General features: G+C 48.5%; 16 protein-coding genes and 1 pseudogene. 8 read left to right on the top strand and 9 right to left on the bottom strand.

Annotated elements, in window-relative coordinates; all coding sequences use genetic code 11:
- Positions 1-16: 16 nt before the first annotated feature.
- Genes KVT28_RS22830 through metC form a run of 4 tightly spaced genes read right to left on the bottom strand, consistent with a single transcriptional unit; the run spans position 17 to position 3,436 of the window.
- Positions 17-781 (bottom strand): amino acid ABC transporter ATP-binding protein, encoded by a 765-nt coding sequence (locus KVT28_RS22830; RefSeq protein WP_217550318.1) that lies wholly within the window; start codon positions 779-781, stop codon positions 17-19.
- Positions 778-1,428 (bottom strand): amino acid ABC transporter permease, encoded by a 651-nt coding sequence (locus KVT28_RS22825; protein ID WP_217550316.1) that lies wholly within the window; start codon positions 1,426-1,428, stop codon positions 778-780. The genes KVT28_RS22830 and KVT28_RS22825 overlap by 4 nt, the downstream gene beginning before the upstream one ends.
- Positions 1,428-2,249: a transporter substrate-binding domain-containing protein gene (locus KVT28_RS22820; protein WP_217550314.1), complete on the bottom strand. Its 822-nt coding sequence runs from the start codon at positions 2,247-2,249 to the stop codon at positions 1,428-1,430. Before KVT28_RS22820 ends, KVT28_RS22825 begins: the two co-directional genes overlap by 1 nt.
- A 35-nt stretch (positions 2,250-2,284) precedes the next feature.
- Complete coding sequence (gene metC, locus KVT28_RS22815; RefSeq protein WP_217550312.1) at positions 2,285-3,436, bottom strand: cystathionine beta-lyase; 1,152 nt, start codon at positions 3,434-3,436, stop codon at positions 2,285-2,287.
- 107 nt (positions 3,437-3,543) lie between these two features.
- Between metC and KVT28_RS22810 the strand changes: the two genes are divergently transcribed.
- Positions 3,544-4,473, top strand: coding sequence for a LysR substrate-binding domain-containing protein (locus KVT28_RS22810; RefSeq protein ID WP_217550310.1), 930 nt, complete (start codon positions 3,544-3,546; stop codon positions 4,471-4,473).
- Positions 4,474-4,652: 179 nt separating this feature from the next.
- Here KVT28_RS22810 and KVT28_RS22805 read toward each other — a convergent pair whose 3' ends face one another.
- Together KVT28_RS22805 and KVT28_RS27860 are read right to left on the bottom strand one after the other, a co-directional pair.
- Positions 4,653-5,639, bottom strand: coding sequence for a hypothetical protein (locus KVT28_RS22805; protein ID WP_217550308.1), 987 nt, complete (start codon positions 5,637-5,639; stop codon positions 4,653-4,655).
- A gap of 886 nt (positions 5,640-6,525) precedes the next feature.
- Positions 6,526-7,269: pseudogene (locus KVT28_RS27860) on the bottom strand (ISNCY family transposase); the annotation flags it as partial.
- A gap of 596 nt (positions 7,270-7,865) precedes the next feature.
- Between KVT28_RS27860 and KVT28_RS22795 the strand changes: the two are divergent.
- The 6 genes from KVT28_RS22795 to KVT28_RS22770 all read left to right on the top strand — a co-directional run bounded on the left by KVT28_RS22795 (position 7,866) and on the right by KVT28_RS22770 (position 16,735).
- A complete protein-coding gene (locus tag KVT28_RS22795; RefSeq protein ID WP_217550304.1) occupies positions 7,866-8,792 on the top strand; it encodes a WYL domain-containing protein in 927 nt (308 codons plus the stop codon).
- Positions 8,789-10,369, top strand: coding sequence for a hypothetical protein (locus KVT28_RS22790; RefSeq protein WP_217550302.1), 1,581 nt, complete (start codon positions 8,789-8,791; stop codon positions 10,367-10,369). Before KVT28_RS22795 ends, KVT28_RS22790 begins: the two co-directional genes overlap by 4 nt.
- Before the next feature lie 8 nt (positions 10,370-10,377).
- A complete protein-coding gene (locus KVT28_RS22785) occupies positions 10,378-13,686 on the top strand; it encodes an AAA family ATPase (RefSeq protein ID WP_217550300.1) in 3,309 nt (1,102 codons plus the stop codon).
- 490 nt (positions 13,687-14,176) lie between these two features.
- Positions 14,177-14,584, top strand: a complete 408-nt coding sequence (locus KVT28_RS22780) for a RusA family crossover junction endodeoxyribonuclease (RefSeq protein WP_217550298.1) — start codon at positions 14,177-14,179, stop codon at positions 14,582-14,584.
- Positions 14,581-15,252: a hypothetical protein gene (locus KVT28_RS22775; protein WP_217550296.1), complete on the top strand. Its 672-nt coding sequence runs from the start codon at positions 14,581-14,583 to the stop codon at positions 15,250-15,252. The genes KVT28_RS22780 and KVT28_RS22775 overlap by 4 nt, the downstream gene beginning before the upstream one ends.
- Before the next feature lie 454 nt (positions 15,253-15,706).
- The gene (locus tag KVT28_RS22770) at positions 15,707-16,735 is read left to right on the top strand and encodes a tyrosine-type recombinase/integrase (RefSeq protein ID WP_217550294.1); all 1,029 of its coding nucleotides are present in this window, start codon (positions 15,707-15,709) and stop codon (positions 16,733-16,735) included.
- A gap of 43 nt (positions 16,736-16,778) precedes the next feature.
- Here KVT28_RS22770 and KVT28_RS22765 read toward each other — a convergent pair whose 3' ends face one another.
- Positions 16,779-18,065: an McrC family protein gene (locus KVT28_RS22765; RefSeq protein WP_217550292.1), complete on the bottom strand. Its 1,287-nt coding sequence runs from the start codon at positions 18,063-18,065 to the stop codon at positions 16,779-16,781.
- Complete coding sequence (locus KVT28_RS27855; protein WP_254633618.1) at positions 18,066-20,288, bottom strand: AAA family ATPase; 2,223 nt, start codon at positions 20,286-20,288, stop codon at positions 18,066-18,068.
- A gap of 226 nt (positions 20,289-20,514) precedes the next feature.
- Here KVT28_RS27855 and KVT28_RS22755 point away from each other — a divergent pair, with 226 nt between their 5' ends.
- Entirely contained in the window at positions 20,515-21,441 is a 927-nt protein-coding gene (locus tag KVT28_RS22755; RefSeq protein WP_217550290.1) for an Rpn family recombination-promoting nuclease/putative transposase, read from the top strand.
- 20 nt (positions 21,442-21,461) lie between these two features.
- Here KVT28_RS22755 and KVT28_RS22750 read toward each other — a convergent pair whose 3' ends face one another.
- On the bottom strand, positions 21,462-22,049 hold the full coding sequence (locus tag KVT28_RS22750; RefSeq protein ID WP_217550288.1) for a DUF2913 family protein: 588 nt from the start codon (positions 22,047-22,049) through the stop codon (positions 21,462-21,464).
- Positions 22,050-22,235: the final 186 nt, after the last annotated feature.

Here is a 22,235-nt window from a genome sequence, read left to right as displayed (position 1 = left end):
TTAGCTGACGCGTATCTCAGTATCTGCACAAAAATTTCTGAATTCGCGGGTTGGATATTTCACTAAAAAAGACCTCAGGTTTCTCATTTGCTACCACAATGCCCCCTTCCATAAATATCACCCGGTCAGCGACCTCGCGAGCAAATCTCAACTCATGTGTCACCACAATCATCGTCATACCCGCACTGGCCAGATCCCGCATTACAATCAACACCTCATCTCTTAATTCTGGATCAAGCGCTGAAGTTGGCTCGTCAAAGAAAATAACTTCCGGATCCATCGCGAGACCGCGTGCGATGGCCACGCGTTGTTTCTGTCCGCCAGAAAGTTTTGCTGGGTAACTGTCAGCCTTTTCCAGCAGGCCCACCTGACTGAGCAAGGCTTTCCCACGCTCTGCTGCTTGCACTTTAGGTATCCTGCGCACGCTGACCAAACCCTCAATCACGTTTTCCAGCGCGGTCATGTGCGGAAAAAGATTGAAAGACTGAAAAACCATTGCGGTTTTCTGACGCAGCCGGGTAATCTCAAGCTTATCATCTCGGGATGGTGCTTTACCCCTGTTCACCTTTATTCGGTGACCGCATACCTGAATTTCGCCGCTGTCGGGTTGTTCGAGGAAATTCAGCGAGCGCAGCAACGTGGTTTTCCCCGAGCCTGAGGGGCCGAGTATCACAATCACTTCCCCTGTCTGCACCTGCAGGTTGACATCCCGCAGTACTTGTTGCTTATCGAAAGATTTCGCCAGCGAGGTGACGGATACTTTGCATGTTTCGCTGTTCATCGCATATGCCTCGTCAGGTGGCCTTCCAGCCAGGTTTGCAGGATTGTCAGGACCTGGTTAATAAGCCAGTAAATGCAGCCAACCATCAGGAACATTTCCATGTATCGGAAGGTGGTGGCACCGACCTGTTCTGCGACGCGTGTCAGTTCCATGACCGTCACTGTGGAGGCCAGTGAGGTGTCCTTCATCAGTGCAATCAGTCTGCTGCCCAGTGGTGGCAGCGCGATACGAAACGCCTGAGGCAGGATAATGCGTCTCAGGCTGGTCCAGTACCCCATACCCATTGAGTTACAGGCTTCCCACTGGCCCTTATCAACGCTATTGATACCCGAACGAAAATTTTCACTCAGGTAGGAGGCGGAAAACAGCGTTAGCGCGGTGAGTGCTGCGGGAATGGGGTTAAGCGTGATCCCAATCCGGGGCAGGCCAAAATAGATCAGCAGAATTTGTACCAGCAGAGGTGTACCACGAAAAATCGATACATATGCGAACGCTACGATACGCAATGCCCGTAACGCAGAGTTACGCATCAGCGCAATCGCCATTCCCAGCACGCTGCCAAGAATAAACGCGCTGAGGCCGAGCCCCAACGTGATAACGATTGCCTGCTTCAGCAGCGGCAATGCGCGCAGAAAAAGCTCATACATTACTTAACCTCTGCTTTGGCTTTGGCTATATCTGCCACCATCTGGTAGTCCGGGCCAATATACTTTTGCGACAGTTTTGCCACTGTGCCGTCGGCGATCATAGACTGGATCGCCTGATCGATAGCGGCTTTCAGGCTACTGTGACCTTTGGGTATGGCGGCAGCTGAGAGCTGATACGTCAGCGGCTGACCAACAGCTTTAATGGGCAGATTATTGGCTTTCCGGTAGCGTTCACCGCCAAAGTAAGAGGAGATCACCGCATCAATTCGGCCCGTAGAAAGATCGTTGAAGACCAGACCTCCATTGTCATAAGCCAGAATATCTGACTCTGTCAGATGCTCACGTGACCAGGACTCGTTAGTGGTTCCCGCCGTCGCTCCCACCTTTTTTCCAGCCAGGTCGGGTTGTTCATGAATGTCTTTATTACTGTCCAGTACATAGATACGAAACTCTTCAACGCCGTAAGGTTCGGAAAAATCGACTTGCTTTTCACGCTCTGGGGTCGGCGTCAGGTCGTTCATTACTAGGTCATACTTATCGGTTTTAAGGCCTTCCACAAAGTTCTTAAAGGTATCTGCTACGAAGGTGATGTGAGGAATACCAATACGTTTCGCAATCTCCGTTGCCATTGCCACATCATAGCCATCCGGCTTATTTTGATCGTTAATAAAACTCCATGGCGGGCTTGCCTGGGTGTTGGCAATGCGAATGTCGCCTTTTGCACGTAACTCAGCCAGCGTGTTATCAGCAGCGGCGGCGAAATTGCTCAGGGAAAGTACAGCACCCAGCGCGAGTGCCATCAAACGGAGTTGCGTTTTCATTGTTATACCCTTGTCTGTCGTCTTGCGTGAGAGAACTAACCGGCAGCCTTTTGCCAGGCACGCAGTGCCTGCTTCAGGTCCGCAATGAGTAGGTCCGGGTCTTCGAGCCCGATTGAGATACGAATAATGGCCTCTTGGGTTGGCGAGAAGGCTCGAGCCTGTTGCTGAATGGCAGGGTAGTAGGCAATCAGACTGTGCGTACCTCCCCAACTGGCTCCGATAGGGAAATGATTCAGTGCATTGAAAAATGCACTGATTGCTTCCTCTTTACCTGGACGGAAGATAAAGGAGAACAGGCAACCGCTGCCGCTGAACTGTTTTTTCCACACGTTATGGCCGGGATCGTTTTCCAGTACAGGAAAAAGAACGTCGTCAATTTGTGGTTGCTCAGCCAGCCAAGCGGCAATCTTGCGGGTTGATGCACTTTGATGCTGAAGGCGAAGCGCAAACGTTTCCAGCCCGCGCAGTACCAGGAAACAGTCTTCCGGACTGGTATTCAGCCCCATGATGCTCTGGGTTTCGCGCAACACCGCATAGTCGTCTGTGCTGTTCAGGCTTATGGTTCCCATCAGCAAGTCCGAATGTCCGCCAAACATTTTGGTAGCGGCTTCAATCGAGAGGTCAACGCCGTGGTCAAGGGGGCGGAAATAGAGCGGGCTGGCCCAGGTGTTATCCAGCATAGTCTTGACGCCATACTTTTTTGCAACCGCTACGACGGCCGCAACATCCTGCATCTCCATGGTGACCGTGCCAGGGGCTTCCATACAGATCATGCGGGTGTTGGGACGGATGAGCGCTTCGATACCGTCATCAATGGTGGGCGGATAAAACTCAACCTCAACGCCCATCTGGCTGAGCCAGTTACGGGCAAAGGTTTTCAATGCGCCGTAGCAGGAGTCAGAGATGAGAAGGTGGTCGCCACCGCGAACGAACGCCATCACGGATACCATCAGAGCAGCCTGACCGGAAGGAACCACCACACAATGCTGGGCGTTTTCCAGTGCGGCAACTCGGCGTTCCAGCTCACGTGCCGTTGGCGTGCCGGTAATACCGTAGCTGTAGCCGTCAGGCTGACGCCCCTTGCGAGCGGCGAACTCCTCAAAAGTGTCAAACACCACGGTTGAAGCGCGCCACACTGCGGGGGAAAGGCTGGCAAATTTCTGATTAGCTGGGTCAATAAATTGCATATTTTTAGGTTCCACTGGTATTGGTACTGACATTGATTCTCAGTGATGGTTATGATTGCAGCAATATGAGAAATTATTTACCTTATAAGCACAGGTTATAGGTTGCCATGTATCGTGAAATCGAAATCTTCCGGGCGGTGATGCTTTCAGGGAGTACCAGTCGTGCCGCTGAAAAGCTGGATATTTCACAGCCGGCGGTGAGCCAGGCTATCCGTAAGCTTGAAGAAAATGCCGGACTTAAACTTTTTGCCCGTATGCGCGGTCGACTGATGCCTACGCAAGAAGCTACGGCGTTAATGGTAGATGTTGATCAGCACTTCACCGGTATGGAAGCCATAGCTCACCGCCTACGATCCTTAAGTGAACTAGGGCTGGGGAGGCTAGCGGTAGCAGCTTATCCGGCAGTGGGTAACTTGTTCATGCCGCGTGCCATTGCCAGTTTTGATGTGGAAAAACGCAATATCCAGATTTCGCTTAAGGTTCTAAGCTCGCGTGATGTGTATCAGCAGGTGATGGCTGGACAAGTCGATTTTGGCCTAATGGCTGATGAGATTCCACCTGGTGGCCTAGAGAACTCTCCCTTTCTCCAGGCTGAGGGTGTTGTGGTAATGGCAAAAAACCATCCGCTTGCGCGGCGTCAAATTATTCATCCCGCTGATCTAGCACAGACCGATTTTCTGGCGCTAAGTCCGGAAGACAGCAGTCAGCAGCAACTTAACCGGCTGATGGAACATCATGGGCTTTCACTTCAAGTGCGAATTGAAACACCTTATTCGCTGACCATATGCGAAATGGCGCGCCTCGGGCTCGGTGTTGGGCTGGTGAATCCTATTGTAGCCTATGACTTTATGGATACTGACCTTGTTATTCGCCCCTTCAGCAGTGCAATTAATTTTGCCGGGCTGATGATATTCCGCCTAGGAAAGCCTTTGTCTGAAAACGCTCGTGAGTTCATGCGTGCGCTGCGTATTCAGCTGGATAAAGACATGCGAACCATCCGCACACACATGCAGAAAACCAGCCGGAATAATAACTGATGTAGTGTACGAATTATTAATATCGTTAACTGCAGCGAGCAACAGTGGTGGATCAGAAGTAGAATCAAGGTGCGCATTTCAACTGGGCGCTGACCGACTTTATACTAAACGTTCCGCTTAGATCCGTTCCACAATACCGCTTGGGGATAAGTGTTCCTGTGTTTTCTTTTGACTGGTCACTACTTTCCGTCGGTGTCGTGAATCTTGTGCTTCGTCTGGGTGATATCGGGCAGTGTATCAATCAGTATTGCATCTCCTGGAATTTTCAGGCTGTAGAGATTTTCACGCCGCCCCGTCTCAATGGCAACCGAAGAGCCGAAGTTAGAGAGAGCTACTGTCATATGCTCAAATCGCGTAAACTCCCCGGAAAATGCAGAAGTCGAGCCTTCTATATCGTGCTGTTTAAGTATATCGCTCCACGGTTTTCTGACATATAGCGTCACATTTTCCTTTCGGATGCCGAGCGCGTTCATGGTCATTTTGGCACTAATTTCAAAAAGACCAACCAGAACGGTGGACACAAACAAAGCCGCCACGATGAAGATCGTCGTGACATTCCTGACATTCTTTCTGATTTGGTCTTTGTCCTCGCACTCAATCAATTCCAGCTGAGCGAATTGCTGCCGCTTGCTGATAATCATGATGTACACGAGGCCGAACAATATTGAAACGAGGCTGATCTTGAACAGCCAAAGATACTGGCCCTTAACCAAAGTAGCCATGATGATGATAATGCCACCAAAACCCGCGAGATAATGAAGAACGTTCTCGACCCTCGGAAATACCAGGTTAAATTTAGGTTTTTCCTGCCGTTTGATAGGCCGTTTCAAAGTGACATTCGTCTTTCTTGGCCATGAGCACACTGCGCGCATGTGCCGGTAAGTATTAGTAAGACGGCTAATGGGACGGGATCTGAAGATGAATCGCCCCAGTATGATTATAGAAAGGCCCTGGATCATCAGATAAGCGTAAAACAGCGTCGTCCACATGGCATAAATCGCTGAAATAAAGAGAAGCCAGATGCCATCGCCGACCGTCAAATTGTCCGGAAAGGCTTTTATCTGAATACAGTAGAAGAGAAACACGGCGCCGCCGGACACAAGAGAGAGTTTACTGAATATGTTGAAATATTTTTCGATGAACTTTAAAAGTTTGCGGGTTTCCAAAATTGCGTCCTTCTCGACAGCGAATCAGGTTCGTTGAGCAGCCTGTGCTTAATGTCTTGCTACCCTGTGTGAGAGCATTTTACACACGTTTTCCGGACCAAAAGAATTGAAGTGGCATTCGCGTAATGTGTTGCTGTCTCTCAAGACGTATCAACAACGTAAGCATCGTACACACTCTGTACATGAGTAAAGGTTATTACAATTTACTGGGCTTCATTCGTAATAATTTGGAGTGACCCCAAGAAGCTGGGCAAGGGAGATATGCGTTTCTGTCGCAGGATGTATTTAATTGAGCTAAGCATTACTGATGTGCATATTGATTCTGTTCAACCTTTCAAGAGGGAGTGATGCTTGGACTGAGAATAGAGAGGTCTCAGCGTTGCCAAGGCATTTCATGAGCAGGGCTTAAGATGCATGATCCAGCATTACTTCAGAAAGTTGATGTCGCATTGTCGTCCAGCGCTGCCCAAATGGATCTCCTCATCAGTCGGAACAGCTTGATGACCGTGCGCTTATAATAATCTAACCTATTTTCAGATAAGATTGTGCATAACCTTCTTTTACGCATCATTTTTTTCGTATCTTTTAAAGTAAAAACCATAAGGATGCACTTTCTCTCCTCATAATCGAGCAGCACATTACTGATCCTCTAAGATATGCTATTGATTGTGAAACATTCGTCATTTCGCAGAGGTTCAAAGGGTGCAAGATTTGCTCTGTAATTAAGCAAAAAACGCTGAAAGCTGATTGAATGATCTAAGTTCAATAGATATACATCAGTCCGGCAAGTAAAAAATAAAGTCATCTCTCATCCTTGTGGATATCTTTATTGCATTGATTATATTGGCAAATATTCAAATTTCAAAATATCTCCTGACCTCGTGCGCTATAACTCTATTAGCGCCTCCAGTAAATCATCATCTTTAACCGCACTTTGCTGATTTTTAGCAGGATCTTTCTTCGGATTGGTCCGTAATCAGATGGAAGTGCCTGCGAGCGCGTATTACACGCTTGTCCTACATTAACTTCGCAACTGCCAGCGCGTGACCAAGCCGTTTATTGTCAACGATCACACCCTGGTCAACTTCTGACAGCCGGTCATAGGCAGAGTAGGGAAGCACGACCCCGTGACTTCTGAGCTCAACGCGTCCGTCAAGATATTGCTAGGCATGCAGATACTTGCCCATCGCGCGGCGGCTGCCATCGTTATCTTCAAGCTGCAACTGCATTTTATCGTAGCGAACCGCCAGCGATTTTAAGACGTTACGAGGAACATCTGGTTCAGGTCGTCGTCAGCATCGAGCGGACGATGCACGTCAAAGTCTTGCCTCGGTGCCTTCGCGAAACGACGGTTGTAGTCCGCCATAAACTCAGCAGCAAAGGCGTTGGAAGCGTCAGGCGTACTAATGCCAGGCAGCCTGAGCTCCTTGATCAGCCGGTTCTGAAACGTGAGATGCGCATGTTCCACGCGCCCCTTGGCAAAAAAATAGGTGAAAGTAGACTCGTGGCGGACGAAATGAAGCTGCATCAGGCGGCTAGTCGCATCATCCACGTAAACCAGCAGCGTGCAGGCCTGGCCGCGTTCCTCAAACCAGGCATTGTGTGAGCCGTCCAGCTGAATAAGTTCGCCGAGGGGAGTGCGGATGTAGGGGCTGATAGATGTGAACTTGACGCCATGAATACGGCCGCCAGAGTTCTTCAGATATTATCCATTTAGGCGTTCATTTAACATAACCAGGCCCAAAATTTAGCGCGCATAATCATAATTATGTTAAATATGATGTCACATTTGCCTCAAGCAGCTTTAATCTTCCGGCTTTTACCTCTCCCAATCTTCATGATAACCATTAGCTTGTGGTTTTGTTCTTTTAAGCTCTTAAAGATTAGTGATAAACGCATAGCGCCATATGTTTTGCCAGCATGGCAACACTATATCAATTAGTGATGTGGTGTTGCCGCAACTGGCTGCGAGCAGCCCTAGCCCCGGTTGAAAGACAATTGGAGCGGCGATAACTGCCGTGCTGTGGTTTCCCGGCCATAATCGGTGCTGGCGGTCCGGTCATGTGCATTCACAGTAATTCTCAATTTGCCTTAAAGAATACGCAGCAGTTTGCCGATATTCATTATTGATCTCTAATTCTTGCTAAATGGTCATTTGGCACTGACACAACCTGTCAGTGCCAATCGCTAAGATGGAGATATCATTAGCAATCAAAGGTTTATCCAGTGACTAACGCAACGGGTTCGCATGAAAAACTGGCCAGCAGGCTTTCCGATATGCTGGTCACGCTACATCAACATTATGAAGTGTGCCGCCGCACGCTGGCAGAAAAATATGGTGTCTCAGAGCGCACCATATTTCGCGATCTCAACCGTCTGCAGCCGCTTGTCGAACATATCGAAGGTGACAGGTATCGTTTATCTTCAGCATTTACCGCTTCCCTTCACACTGGCGATTTGACCAAATTTATGCAGCTTACTGGCGCAGCACCGCTGTTTGCCGGGCAGAAAGTACAGCAACTGATGGATTTGGCAAAACAAGAAACGCCCCCACCTTTTCTGGTTAAAAGCAGCGATATTGAACAAGATTTAAGTAAATCTCTCCAGCGCGTGTTTGCACCGCTTCAAAAAGCCATAAGCGCCCGACGCATCTGCCATTTCAATTACAAAGACAAGCCCCGGCGGGTGTCGCCTTATCGTCTGGTCAATATCAAACATGTCTGGTATTTGGCTGCAGTGGAAGCTGGGTCACTCAAAGCTTTTCGCCTTAACAGTATCCAATGGCTAACTCTGCAAAACGAAACGTTTGTTGCAGACGAAGCGGTGATTGAAGCGGTGGATCAAGAGGATGATGCCTGGTTCAGCCTGGAGAAATTTGAGGTTCAACTCCGTGTTGCTGGAGCCGGATCACGCTGGTTCTTAGACCGCCAACTGTTACCGAATCAGCAACTGCTGTGTGAAGAAGCAGACGGCAGCATCGATCTCAGCTGTAAAGTAGCAGATACCCGTCAAATTCTGGCCATCGTGCGCTATTGGCTACCGCACGTCACCATCTTATCGCCTGACTGGCTGCATCAACGTTTGATTGATGAGTTGGAACAGTCACTTATTTCAATGAAGACCGCACAACAACACAACAGGGAAAACGTATGACTGACACTACAGCAAGCAACCATGAACTGATTCCCGCTGAAGACGCAGCACTGGTCGCCAGTGAAGAATGGCAAGAGCAGTATGCCGATGAGGTTGCTGCCGAATTAGCGGCAGAACAGGGAGATAGCAGCTCCGCTGGCGAATTGATCGTCTCTTTTACTCAAGCTGCCGCCAATCAGCCTCTCGCCGAGCCAGCCGACTGGCTGACCAACCAGTTACAGCCGCACGCCGAGCTGTGGCCCGATCGTGCCAGCATGGAGCGTGATATTACAGAGATCGTCGCCACTGCGCTGCGTCAAGCTGAATTAAAACAGGAGCTGGCTGCGGCACGCGATCAAGGTAAATCGCGTGAAAGCTGGCTGGCCACTTCCCTCGCGAATGCAGCAAAACAGCATGGCATCCTGAGTGTCGGCGATTATGGCGCAGTGATTGATGAAGCGCTGAAACGCTCAAATACTACTATGCGGACTATTGTCACCTGCAAAAACATGCAATTGAGCCAGGCGCGCAATCTTGATGGCTTTATCGCCGAAGTGCATCACGTAAATACCTTCAACGTGAACGCTGCGGCAGCAGGCTCCGATGCACGAGCATCTGTTGTCATCAATCCTGGCAAAGCCTTTGCCAAAAACTCGGTCGATATCCATATTCACGATTGCCAAGGCAAAGTCGTGCGTAGATACCAGGCCAAATATGGTGCTGATGCGGGCGCCACAGAAGAGCTGTTTGAACGCGGAGATTATCGCGGTCAGCGCAAGCTGGTACCGCAGGGCCAAGCGGCTGACATGAGGAAAAGCGCCAGCGAGGTGATTGAGTTCGAAGGGATTGAATCGACTCCTTTAAGCAAAAAGGAAGCTAAGCGTCAGCAAGAGCAGGTACAAAATGAACAGCATGTACATGAACTTGACTGGAAAAGCGCCGATGCACTCACTGTAGGTAAACGCATTGGTAAAGAAGCCGCAATCGCTGTAGGCATGAGCTTGTGTTTACAGGCGGGTGCGGTGATAGCACGTCGATGCTGGAATCGCCTGCGTGGCAAAGAGAATATTTCACTGCAGCAGGAAGGCAAAGATTTTCTGGCGCAGTCGGTTAACAGTAGTGGAAAGGTGCTGCTCAATGTCGCTGCATCAGGTGCTCTGATGGTGGCCAGCAAGCGTGGATTACTCGGTGAGTCGTTGAAACACTCCCCTGCAGGACGCATTGCGACAATCGCCTCGGTGGCATTGGACAATGTTAAAACCATGGCGCAACTGGCACGCGGTGAGATAAGCAAAAGCGAAGCGCTCGATCAAATGGCGAATACCACAGCGTGTTCTATTGCCGGACTGGCTCTTGCGAGTGAAGGCGCAGCATTGGGCGCAGCGATTGGCACCGTTTTGGGCCCGATTGGCACCTTTGTTGGGGGGTTAACTGGCGGTATTGTCGGTGGAATGTTAGGCAGCACCGCTGCCAATTTGGCGTATAACGCCAGTAAATCGCTCATTGGTCAAGGCGTTGCGTTGGTCAACAGCGTCGCGCAAACCTTCAGCGTCGGAGTGAAGTCCATCGGTAACGCCTTTTCCCGCTTGTTCGCTTGAGAGGATTTATGCAACAGACAATGAGTGCTCGCCTGTACACATGGATCCGCGCAGGACACGGCGGCTTTTACCTGCAAAGTGGTGAAGAGGAGCGCGTTGATAGCGTGCTGCAAGATGTGTCTGAATTGGCGAAGATGCGAATTCGCGAATGGAACTTGGCTTGGGGCTGGGTCAATCCCGGCAATAAAGTGCCGATCAGCCTGACTCCACAGCAGCCACCGCAGTGCGCGCTTCAGCTAGCTGAATTACTAGATGATGAACTGGATGGCACACTGTTCGTTATCAAAAATGCCCACCAAGTCATTGACGGTGACCAACTTGTAGCCGCCCGGCTCCAGCAATTGCTGCTGCGCATTCAGCGCCATCATCAGGGCCGCTGCGCACTTTTTTGCGTAGATGACCGCCAAGCCCTGCCGACGCTGATTGAACCCTACATGACGGCAATCACACTGCCTTTACCCAGCGCGGCGGAGATCCAACAGCAGATTGCAGACTTTGTGGCGGCACGTGATATCACCTTAATCGCTGACGTGATTCCGCGCTTGATCACGCTGCTTTCGGGTTTAAGTTTACGTGAGATCAGGCAATCGCTGGCGGTGGCCTTGGAGATGCACGGCGGATTCAATGAAGGCTCGCTCGACACTTTACTGGCAGAGAAAGAACAGATTATCGCCAAGAGCGGCGTGCTGGAAATGGTTAAAGTGCGCGAAAGCCTGCAAGACATTGGAGGCTTGGAAAATCTCAAGAGTTGGCTGCAGCGTAAAGCCACGATTTTGCATCAGCTCGATGAAGCGAAGCAATGGGGATTACCCTCACCTAAAGGCGTATTAGTGGCGGGTATGCCGGGTTGTGGTAAATCGTTAACCGCGAAAGCTGTGGCAAGTCTGTTCCATCTACCGTTATTGCGTCTTGATATCGGCTCACTTTTAGGCAAGTACGTTGGTGAAAGCGAGCATAACATGCGACGGGCGCTGGCGATGGCGGAGAGTATCAGCCCTTGTGTGTTGTGGATCGATGAACTGGAGAAAGCTTTTGCTGGGATTGGCGGACAAGGCACTTCAGAGGTGACATCGCGCTTGCTCGGCTACTTTCTTACCTGGATGCAGGAGAAACAGGGGGCGGTTTTTGTAGTGGCAACAGCCAACGACGTCTCGGTTATCCCGCCAGAGCTACTGCGTAAAGGCCGGTTTGATGAGGTGTTCTATGTCGGGTTCCCGCACATCAGCGAACGTAAGTCGATTTTGCAGATCCAACTGCAAGTATCGTGGGACAAATTCAGTGAGGAACAACAGCAGCAGTTAGCCCTAAAATGTCGTGATTTTGCAGGTGCAGATATTCAAAATGCAGCGAATGAAGCGCGCGAACAAGCCTTCCTCGATTCCACGCCGCTGGCTTTCGAGCATATTTTAGCTGCGATTGAGAACACTGTGCCGTTACGTGAGACGTTGCGCAAAAAAGTGATGGAGTATGAGCAAAAGTTTGAAGAGATGAAGCTCAAACCCGCCTCCAGACATGAAGGCTTGAGCCTGACGCAGATGATCGCGCTGGCAGAGCATAGCAATCCGCACGAACGGCTGCGCGTTGCCCAGCACGAAGAGTGCTCGGCGGACCTGCTAGCTAAACTGGCTGGCGACAGTGACAGCAATGTGCGCCACGCAGCGTTTGCGAATCATCATTGTGATGAGAAGATCCTGTCGAGTTATCTGGTTGAGGTCGCAGAAGGTAAAAATAGCGACATTGAGTTAATAAAAATTGCTGTTTGTCATCCGAATGCACCTGTTTCGCTGGTGGGGGATTTAGTCAGTAAAAAGATAATCACTGAGCAAACCAAAATAGAATTAACGGCCCAGAATAACTGTCCAGAAAAATTATTAGTCCTGTTTGTGAAAACAGACAACATAAGATTGTTGTCTAGCGTATTAACCCATCCTGCGTTGCCACACAGTTGTATGGATGAGCATGTTACCCATCCCAATTCGCTAATACGCGCGTCTCTGGCAGGAAATACTGCACTAAGTGAATCTGCGCAATTATTACTGGCCAAAGACACGGAGATAAATGTACGTGCTGCGTTGGCGGCAAATAATTGTTTAACTGCAACCGTAATACAAATACTAGCCAATGACAGTGACGTTTCGGTAATAATGGCATTAGATGAGTCGCAAAATAATGAGAAAACATTCGAGACTTCCGAAAAGGATGATGTTGCAGAGATTGCCAGAATAGTGATAAACGGGGACGTTAAACAACTCAGCATCTGGGCACAAAAGCGTAACTTATCTCTTGAAGCGCAACGCCGTTTTGCTTCACATGTCAGAGATAGCTCAGCACTAGAGTTGTTTGCGCAAAACACCACTCTGGTCGCATCCGTGCAGCAGTTACTGGCTAATGAAGGTTCAGAACATGTGCGCCTTGCACTTGCCAGCAATACTGCGCTGGTTGAGAGCGTACAGACTTATCTTCTCAAAACGGTTCAACCTGAAGCTAAGAAACGCTTAGCCATCAATCCGGCATTAACGGCGCGCTTGCAGTTAGATATGTTAAATGAAGCAAGTGAATTTCGCCAGATGCTTGCAGGTAACCCCGCATTAACTGAAGAAGTGCAGGTGAAATTCCTTAAATACCACCGAAGAGATGAATTGAGAATATTGGCGAAAAATCCTGCGTTGGTTCATCACTTACAACATCAACTGCTGGAAGCTCCTTTCCACCATAAGGATATTGATCAAGCGCTTGCACAGAATGACCATCTTGATCCCTCACTAATCCCCAAACTACGCACAAATGATTCTGTCTGGGTGGATATCCATCTGGCTCGTAACCCGGTAATCCCGTTGGGTCTATTACTAGAATATTGCAGTGCTGGCCGCGAAGAACGGATTCTAATCAGTGCGGCAACTAATCCGAATTTGACGGAAGAGGCGCAAGCTAAATTAATGCACGCTTCGCTAATGGTGTTATGTCGCTTGGCAGAACATCCTCAGCTGGCACCGGCACAGCAATTAGTATTAGCAGCAAAAGAAAGGTTAGAAATATTGCTAGCGTTGCTGCATAACCCAGCCATCAGCATGCGTTGCAAAATGACATGCTTGTCGATGATTGCTGAGCGAGAGGAATTGAGAACTAGATTGAAACTCAAAATCAACAAAATCGTAGCGGACATCGAGCCCATTAAAATGGTGGCCGCTATACCCTTAGGGATTATTGGCGGCACCATTCAGGAAACCATTAAGAAAGTTAAAGGTGATAAACAAGAGAATTTGAGATATGAGTTGGAGCGATTAAAAAACATAGAACAGCAGCTTTCTCTGATTTGATTATTTATTAGCGGAATGCCGACTGGCGTTCCGTTATCTTTTTTCTGTCACGTCACTGTTATATTCAGCCATCATCGATATTCAACCTTCACACAGTGTATTCATTAAACCATAAAGTCTCCTTTTGTGGAGATGAAGACTGGCCAGTGTTCATAACCAACCAACTGTTCCTACCAGCACGACTGAAGATCTAAGCCTAAAATTTGGATTAAACTAATTAATATCATTATGTTAAATATCTAAATTATGTACATCTCGTTAAGCTTATCGAACCGTTATGTGCGATACATCAGCCTCACTTAATTGAAGATTTATCGCATTTTTCAATATGGAGGCGTTATTAATTACTAAAGGCACATTGCTAAATGATTGTTTTAGAATACTATTGAGCTATAATCGCTATTCAAGTTGAATGTTGAAAAAATCAGATATTAAGCATCTTTAATTTATTAAATTGTTGTTATTTTAGGAATGATAGGGATGTAAGTTCATGGCAAAAATTGTAGAGTTTCTCTTACCCAGGGCACCTGTTTCCCATCAGTCTAAAAGTGCTAAGCATAAATCTGAATGGCAAGATTATGTTTACGGCCGCGCAAGGCAGGCTTGGAAAGGAATGCCAATTGTAAATTCCCCATTGAAATTCTTGATGATTTATATTTCAGAAGAATCAGCTCAGGGTGACATAAACAATTTTGTTAAACCAGTACAAGACGCTTTAAACTCATGCATTTATGCTGATGACTCTTTGGTAAAAGATGTATCCGCACACATGCGTATACTCAGCGAGCCAAACGCCATTACCGGTCTTCCGTATATTTTAAAAGAGGCTATTATTGAAGGTATTGCGTGTGTTTATGTTGCTATCTATGACTCAATTGAATTAAAAGAGGTTTTATGAGTATTAATTATGGTATTATTGCAGAAAAAGAAATTGCTAAGCAATTTGAAAATAAGGGATATGTGGTAATCTTACATCCTGATAAAACGCATATACCTTTTGATCTTGGGAAGTATTTGCCAGATCTTTTGGCTTATCGTGGCAATGAACATATTTTGATTGAAGTAAAAACCTCAAAATCGAAAGTAGACACCAAGAAATTCATTGAAGTTAGTGAACTGATTGAGTCTCATACTGACTGGAAGTTCATGATTGTTACTGTCGACGATAAACTGTTAAATAATGAAGGTGATGAAAAAAAATATAAAAACAATTACCTTGATTTAAAGAAAGAACTAGATTTAATTGGAGAGAATTTAAAAAACAAGAGCATCGTAATATTTTTAATTCCCCACTTATGGGTGGTGTATATATCTTTTATTAGAAACAAGATTGATGCTTTAGGTTTAAGTCATAATGGCTTGACAGATCTAAGTATATTAAATATGGCTTATTCAGAAGGTTTAGTTTCTCATTTAGAGTATGAAAAATCTAAATGTTTTCTGGAGCTACGCAATCATTCTGTTCATAACATAGGTCATAGTATTGACTTAGATTATGATTTTATTATCTCATTTTATGATTGTATTAAAAATGAATTAGACAAGGCTCTTGATAGCTACAATTAAAATGTCGAGAATGGTTCTATCTGACCTTTGTAATTATTTACGATTGGACCATTCGAAAATTGTTTTTTATTATCAAAGGGTATACTTTAATATTTAACTCTGTATCACTTACTTTTAACTGCCCGGTCTCTGCACATTATTGCTTGCCGCTACAGAATCAATTCATACGCACCAAGCCTCATATAATTAAGATTATCGCAGTCAAACTCCCGCTCATGTTAACCGCTGTCTAAGTGGGAAAACTCTATTCAATCCTAACTTCATATAATAAAGATTATATGAAGTTAGGATCCGCCAAAGGATCCGGGTATGATGGGGATCCTGCGGTCACGACCGCAGATGCGTGGACAAAATTACGGCGTTGCTGCGTGAAATCTGCAGGGTTGCTGCCCTAATCTTTCCTCAGAATGCGCACAGCGACGCTTGACGGCAAACCGACTGAAAAACGGACGATATGACAGAACTGACGCCCTTCTCCGGTCCGCTGATGCCCGGTGACGCCGACATGGCCGAACGCCTGCGCGAGTTCGTGCAGGATCGTGAGGCATTTTCCGACAACACCTGGCGCCAGCTGCTGAGCGTGATGCGCACCGGCAGCCGCTGGGCAGACGAGCACGGACGGCGCTTCCTGCCGATGACGTCCGCCGACCTGCGAGATTACCTACTGTGGCTGCAGGTGTCCGGCCGGGCGTCTTCCACCATCACGACCCACGCCGCGTTGATCTCGATGTTACACCGTAACGCCGGGATGATACCGCCGAACCGCTCTCCGGTAGTTTTTCGCGCGGTAAAGAGGATTAACCGCACCGCGGTCATCAGCGGCGAGCGCGCCGGTCAGGCCGTCCCGTTCCGCATCGGTGACCTGCTTACCCTCGACAAAAGATGGTGTGATTCCGACCGGCTGCAGCAGCTGCGCGACCTGGCGTTCCTGCACGTGGCCTACGCCACGCTGCTGCGCGTCAGCGAGCTGGGCCGCCTGCGCGTGCGTGACATTTCCCGCGCCCCGGACGGCAGGATCGTGCTGGACGTGGCCTGGACCAAAACCATTGTGATGACCGGCGGCCTGATTAAGGGGCTGGGAGACCTTTCCACGCAGCGACTCACGGCGTGGCTGAACGCCTCAGGCCTGATTGCCGAGCCGGATGCGTTTATCTTCGGCCCCGTGCACCGGACCAACCGCGCCCTGCCGGCAACAGAAAAGCCGCTGACTACGCGCGCGCTGGAAGATATTTTTGCCCGCGCCTGGCAGGAAGCCGGTCCCGGGCATGATGCAAAACCGAATAAAAACCGCTATCGAGGCTGGTCCGGGCACAGTACCCGCGTAGGCGCCGCCATCGACATGGCCACGAAGAAATACAGCACCGCGCAGATCATGCAGGAAGGCACGTGGAAAAAAGCGGAGACGGTGATGCGCTATATTCGCCACGTTGACGCGCATGCTGGCGCAATGGTAAATCTGATGGATAGCCGCATTAAGGAGTAAAACCATCCTAACTGCCAGCCCCGTTTACTTCTCAATGAATTGCTTAACCGAGTCGGTCTAATGGCATTCTTACCGCTTCGCTACCTAACAATAGATCATTATCAAGGTCAAAGGGCAGCGCATGTAGGCGTAGCTCATTAGGCAGAATATAAGGTCCCAATGGCATACTGAAACCAGAGCTTTTGGGGTAAATAAGTAATAAATCTTGTTGTGGTTGCAGGTAACGCATGCCATAGGCCAGCATTTGATAGACATCACTCTGGGAAAAACGGCAATTGTCATCATTACCCTGGTCCAGGCGTTTCCATTTGGTATCCAGTACCCATTTATTATCGCCGTGCATCAGCACTAAATCAGGCTTGAGTAAAAACATCTTCGTGTCATCATACCTGCACAGGTACTCGCTGGCGGTCTGCGAATGGAGTGTCGCTCCTGATAAAATCTGATATTTCAATACCCTGGCCACATGCTGTTCAAATAAACGTTCCATCGGAAATAACAGACTGATACCTCGTGCTGTTCCCTGTATCGCCAGAGGTAGTTGCTCCCCTAATATTAACTGACACCAGGGACGGACTGCACGATAGTGCATCATCAGGCGATCGTTTCCCCAACGTGCAAAATCTTTATTGACCTGTCGGCTCGGGGGGACTTCCTGCATCAGATTAATGAGCTCATGGGATAAGCGCCAGTTCTGCGACTCCCGGGTTTCCAGGCATATTTTATCCAGAGCAAGCCGCAGTAATCTGTTTTCTGGGCGGTCAGGCAGAAACAGATAGTGTCGCTGATGAAACCGGTGTTGGCTTCCGGGCAATTGTCTCAATTGGCGGCCCATATCGAGCTGACCGCGCAGGAAAGGTTGCTCATCCTCTACCTGCTGGTAATCAAATCTCAGCCCACGTTTAATGAGTTGACCGAGGGTAATCAAAAATTGTCGTATTACCCACTCGCTTAACGGGTAATGAAAAAGGTTCAGGTCGGCAACACCCGCTTCCCGCCAGGGTAAATTGAATGCGGAGGCAATCAAGCGACACATCAACTGTCGGCTCTTTTCTATGTCGTCAGTGGATGAGAAATGTTTAGGCAGTATTTCAATATCGGTTCCACATGGTGTGCTGATGGTACCGACATAACTGTCTAGCCTCAGGGTCCGTCGATTGTCCAACACGATTAGTCGTGCGCCTGAATCAGTGAACCCAGCCTGCAATTTACACAACCAGTCAAACGCGCTGGGACTGATTTGGGCGTGATCCAATGTCGGAACCATGCCCGGAGTGACCGGTGTGGTTAAATGTGCATACTCCCGCACGGTGATCCATTGCCTTTCCACTCAGGCTTCCCCAATAATGAACCGGTAGCTGTCAATACAAGAAAATGCCTGCGAATTTAATTGCCAGCGGCGGTCATTGAGTGACAGCGATTGGGCTCGCTGACGTCCGAATAATTTCTCCAGCGCGGCTTCTCCTCCTGACGGGCTAATAAAGCGCAGCAATTTATCCCGCTCGTTATCATCGTTGAGCACCCAGCTAATACGCTCCCAGTCCTCAAAGAAATACTCCTGCATTAATGGGATAATTTGCTGACTGAAAATCTGAGCCAAACGGTCCAGTGTGGGTTCTTCAAGCAGGGGCATCATCAGTGCGTGGCCAATGCAGTGGTCGCGGTCCAGTAGGATTTCAATACGCTGATTCATTGTCTCCAGCACCCTGCCGATGTTGATACTTTTTCCATCGTGGGTGACGTTGACGTTAGCCAGCAACTCGTATTTCGGCTGCATTTCGACAAAGCTAAAGCGGCGACGCAGTGCGATATCCAGTCCCGACAGAGAACGGTCTGCAGTATTCATCGTCCCGATTATCCATAGATTATCGGGCACGCTAAAACGCTTTTTCGAGTAAGGCAATATGACTTCAAGCGCTTCAGCTGCACCGTTACGTTTGCCGGACTCAATCAATGTGATCAGTTCGCCGAAAATACGCGAGACATTACCTCGGTTGATTTCATCAATGATTAATACATGAGGTAGCGGTTGGGGTTTGGATTGGTCTGTCAGGCTGTATCCTTCAGCGCGTAAGGCTGAAAACAGATCGCTGACATTGATACGCCACAAAGGATACATTGTCATCGGGCGCAGAGTGCATTGGTCATTTAGTGAGGTGATGTTAAAGCGAATATCGCTCAGCAACCATTTTACCGGCAGGCGCTGAACATAGTCCTCTCTGACCCCGGCAGGTGGAGTGGGCTGATATTCATACCGGCCAGTGACAACGCCGACGGCACAAATTTCAGTGATGCTTGCCAGGCAAAGGAGAATATCACCAAGTTTGGCCTCGCGGCTGAAGTAAGCTAGGGAATGGCGCGCATTACGCTTTAAATTATGTGCAGGATCATCCAGATCGGCGTCATTTAGGTTTCCCACGTCAGCCCACCCGATTCGTGCTTCGTCATGTTCAAAGCAATACTTTCGGGTATCTCCATTTGAATTCGCATCTTCAATAGATATTTTCCAGACCCTTGCCTGCGGATCGACCCCCAGCGCTTCCTCGGTTGCACGTTCGCGTCGTGCATTGGTGCAAATACGTTTGAAAATTCCATCTTCGATGCGATAACTGAGCTGAGTACCCTGCTCTTCGCTCTCCATTGTGTCGTCAACGCTGGCACGAATACCCTCAACAAAATCTTCGTAACTGAAGCTCTGGTGGAAGGTAACAAACGCAATACGCTCTTCCTCTATCAGCTGATCAAAGCGTGCTTTCAGTGATGCCCGGGCTACCCCGTCATCCGTGCAATTTTTCACCAGCAGTTGGGGATCAAGGATTTCTAAAGCTTTATTGATGGTATTGTAGGTTTTGCCCGTGCCAGGAGGGCCGTACAGAATCTGATTTAATGGCGGTGGCGGTGGCGCTGAGCTGAAAGAAGAATTCACCTCATTTTCAAGCTGCTCTTCATCGTCATCCGCCTCGTCCAGGCCCAGTTGTGCCCATAGCTCAAAACCATATGCAAGTGCGGGCGTTTGTCCGCGCTTTGCCATGAGAATCTGGTATGCCGAAGCGTGGTCTGCTTTGGCATCACCGCATAGCGTTCGCAGACGTTTCAATTTGTAGATGGGGAGCAGTACCGGTTGATTATGGTCCTGGTAGATAAACGCCAGTTTCCACTTCAACGAGGTTTCAAAATCCAGCTGTTGAATAGCCTGCAGATCCCCCGCTCTGGCTGCGTTAATCACCATAAGAATGTTTGCTTTGACCCTGGTAAAAGCCTCCTCAGCCGAATCTCCGTATTTTTTCTTCCAGGAATACGTGCTGTCCATTTGAATAAAGCTACGATCGCCTTTCGGTGGTGCGCCACGCATATAAATGCCGAATTTAGACGCATCGCCGCCGGCATTTGATCCCAGATGACTGCCTGCACCAAACTCCAGCCACCATGCGAGCGTATCCCGACTGCCAATATCGAAATAGCTTTTAAGCGTCATGCCCACAAGACGGCTTTGAGGCCACACGTTCAGAAATTCAGAAAGGTATTGTTCTCTTTCTTGTGGGGCAAGTCTCATTAAATTCCCTCTCGTTTTAATGCTCCTTCATCTCTGATGATGTGCGGAACAAACCAGTTAAAGCGGCGATAATGGATGTTATCGTCTCATAGCAGCAAAGCTTTATTTCATCCGCTTCAGTATGTCATTCTTGCACGGACTAATTGTAAATCGTTGTACAGTCGGCACTAACAGAAAGTTGAATATGAAAAAGGTAGGAACGCATGAGTGACGGGATAATAGAAAGATGAGTAAAAAAACGACGCCGGTACCGCACGATGCGGCATTTAAAGCGTTTCTGACCCACCCTGATACCGCGCGAGACTTTATCAAACTCCATGTGCCCGCAGAGTTTCGTGCGATTTGCGATCTCAGCACGCTTAAACTTGAGTCGGGCAGTTTTGTGGAAGAAGATCTCCGTGCCTACTACAGTGACGTACTTTACAGCGTCAAAACGACAGAGGGTGATGGTTACATCCACGTTCTTATTGAACATCAGTCTACCCCCGACAGACACATGGCTTTTCGCCTGATGCGTTACGCTATAGCAGCCATGCAGCGACATCTCGATGCGGGAAATATGAAACTGCCGCTTGTAGTTCCAGTGTTGTTCTATACCGGACGGCGCAGTCCTTACCCTTATTCGACAGACTGGCTGCAGGAGTTCTGTGACCCGGATATGGCAGCCAGGTTGTACGGTATGGCATTTCCCCTGGTCGATGTTACTGTCATCCCCGACGACGAGATAATGTCTCATCGTAGTATGGCTGCTCTGACCCTGCTGCAGAAACACATTCATCGCAGGGATTTGTCGGAGCTTCTGGATCGGCTTGCCACTACGCTCCTGACCGGACATCTGACGGGACAGCAACTTGTATCGCTGATAAACTATCTAATACAGGCAGGCGAAACCGATGACGCTGAAGCCTTTGTACGTAACCTGGCACAAAAGGTGCCGCAGCACGAGGACGCACTGATGACGATTGCACAGCAGCTGGAACAGAAAGGCATCGAAATTGGCCGCCAGCTCGGAGAAATGAAAGGGCGCGAGGAAGGTAAACTCGAAGAGAAGCTGGAACTCGCGGGTAAGATGCTTAAAAGCGGGTATCCCCTTCAGTCTGTTAAAGAGCTGACTGGCTTGTCAGACGAGATCCTTGCCGAAATTCGTCACTGATAACTGATTTATGTTTACTTTCAGCATGTGCGCAGCTGATGAAGATAGGGAACGGTGTTGTCGTGTGATTCGCGTTGCCATCCTGCCCGGGTAAGCAGCGCATCAACTGCCGAAATATCAGCGGTGATTCGAACGGCCAGTGTTTTAACCTGACGTCCATCCTCGCTAAATCCCGTATCCAGGTCGCTTTTTCTGATAAACAGCCCAGGTACATTTGGACTCAGTTTGACCGCATGACGCCCTTCCCACTCGGTTTCAGTTAGCACGCCATAATTAATACCTGTAAGGTTAATGGCGTGCATAACGTGCTGAAGCCTGAATAAGTCATTCTGTTCCAGCAGATCGCCACTGCTGGCGCGCCAGAGATACTCTAGTTTCCCGGGCAAGTCTGCACGCAATCCCTTCTCCCTACCTTCTTTCAGCAGCCACCGGATATCTTCAGCCAGTTCGCGGCGAAACAGCCGCTTCTTTTCAGCGGATGCCAGCCACCGGCACAGAAAGATGTTTTCCTGTGCAAGGGAATTTACGCTACCCGCTCTGCGGGCCATATTCAACGCAATGAGCCCACACCATGCAAGGTGCTCTACGTAAAGATTAGCTTTTTCCATTAATAGTTCGTTTAATCATAATTATTAGCTGAAGCCAATTCATGGCAGTCCAACCAAATGATAGTCAGTTCAGGAGCGAACGTAACTCGTTAGAAAAGTAATTTCATCTTCTCATGTAAAAATTGACTGAGGAGAGTGCTAAGTTGAGCTATTTGCTGTGAGGATAAATGTACTAACTTTAAGAAC

It is taken from the genome of Pantoea sp. GbtcB22, assembly GCF_019091025.1.
GTDB classification, from domain to species: Bacteria; Pseudomonadota; Gammaproteobacteria; order Enterobacterales; family Enterobacteriaceae; genus Pantoea; species Pantoea leporis.
This window is presented reverse-complemented; position numbering and strand designations above follow the sequence as displayed.

What these genes read in the sequence shown, in the direction of transcription:
- KVT28_RS22790 (WP_217550302.1), top strand. Translation starts at nt 8,789, where the DNA reads ATGACTGACACTACAGCAAGCAACCATGAACTGATTCCCGCTGAAGAC.
- metC (WP_217550312.1), bottom strand. Translation starts at nt 3,436, where the DNA reads ATGCAATTTATTGACCCAGCTAATCAGAAATTTGCCAGCCTTTCCCCC.
- KVT28_RS22755 (WP_217550290.1), top strand. Translation starts at nt 20,515, where the DNA reads ATGAGTAAAAAAACGACGCCGGTACCGCACGATGCGGCATTTAAAGCG.
- KVT28_RS22810 (WP_217550310.1), top strand. Translation starts at nt 3,544, where the DNA reads ATGTATCGTGAAATCGAAATCTTCCGGGCGGTGATGCTTTCAGGGAGT.
- KVT28_RS22750 (WP_217550288.1), bottom strand. Translation starts at nt 22,049, where the DNA reads ATGGAAAAAGCTAATCTTTACGTAGAGCACCTTGCATGGTGTGGGCTC.
- KVT28_RS22830 (WP_217550318.1), bottom strand. Translation starts at nt 781, where the DNA reads ATGAACAGCGAAACATGCAAAGTATCCGTCACCTCGCTGGCGAAATCT.
- KVT28_RS22820 (WP_217550314.1), bottom strand. Translation starts at nt 2,249, where the DNA reads ATGAAAACGCAACTCCGTTTGATGGCACTCGCGCTGGGTGCTGTACTT.
- KVT28_RS22780 (WP_217550298.1), top strand. Translation starts at nt 14,177, where the DNA reads ATGGCAAAAATTGTAGAGTTTCTCTTACCCAGGGCACCTGTTTCCCAT.
- KVT28_RS22825 (WP_217550316.1), bottom strand. Translation starts at nt 1,428, where the DNA reads ATGTATGAGCTTTTTCTGCGCGCATTGCCGCTGCTGAAGCAGGCAATC.
- KVT28_RS22785 (WP_217550300.1), top strand. Translation starts at nt 10,378, where the DNA reads ATGCAACAGACAATGAGTGCTCGCCTGTACACATGGATCCGCGCAGGA.
- KVT28_RS22775 (WP_217550296.1), top strand. Translation starts at nt 14,581, where the DNA reads ATGAGTATTAATTATGGTATTATTGCAGAAAAAGAAATTGCTAAGCAA.
- KVT28_RS27855 (WP_254633618.1), bottom strand. Translation starts at nt 20,288, where the DNA reads ATGAGACTTGCCCCACAAGAAAGAGAACAATACCTTTCTGAATTTCTG.
- KVT28_RS22770 (WP_217550294.1), top strand. Translation starts at nt 15,707, where the DNA reads ATGACAGAACTGACGCCCTTCTCCGGTCCGCTGATGCCCGGTGACGCC.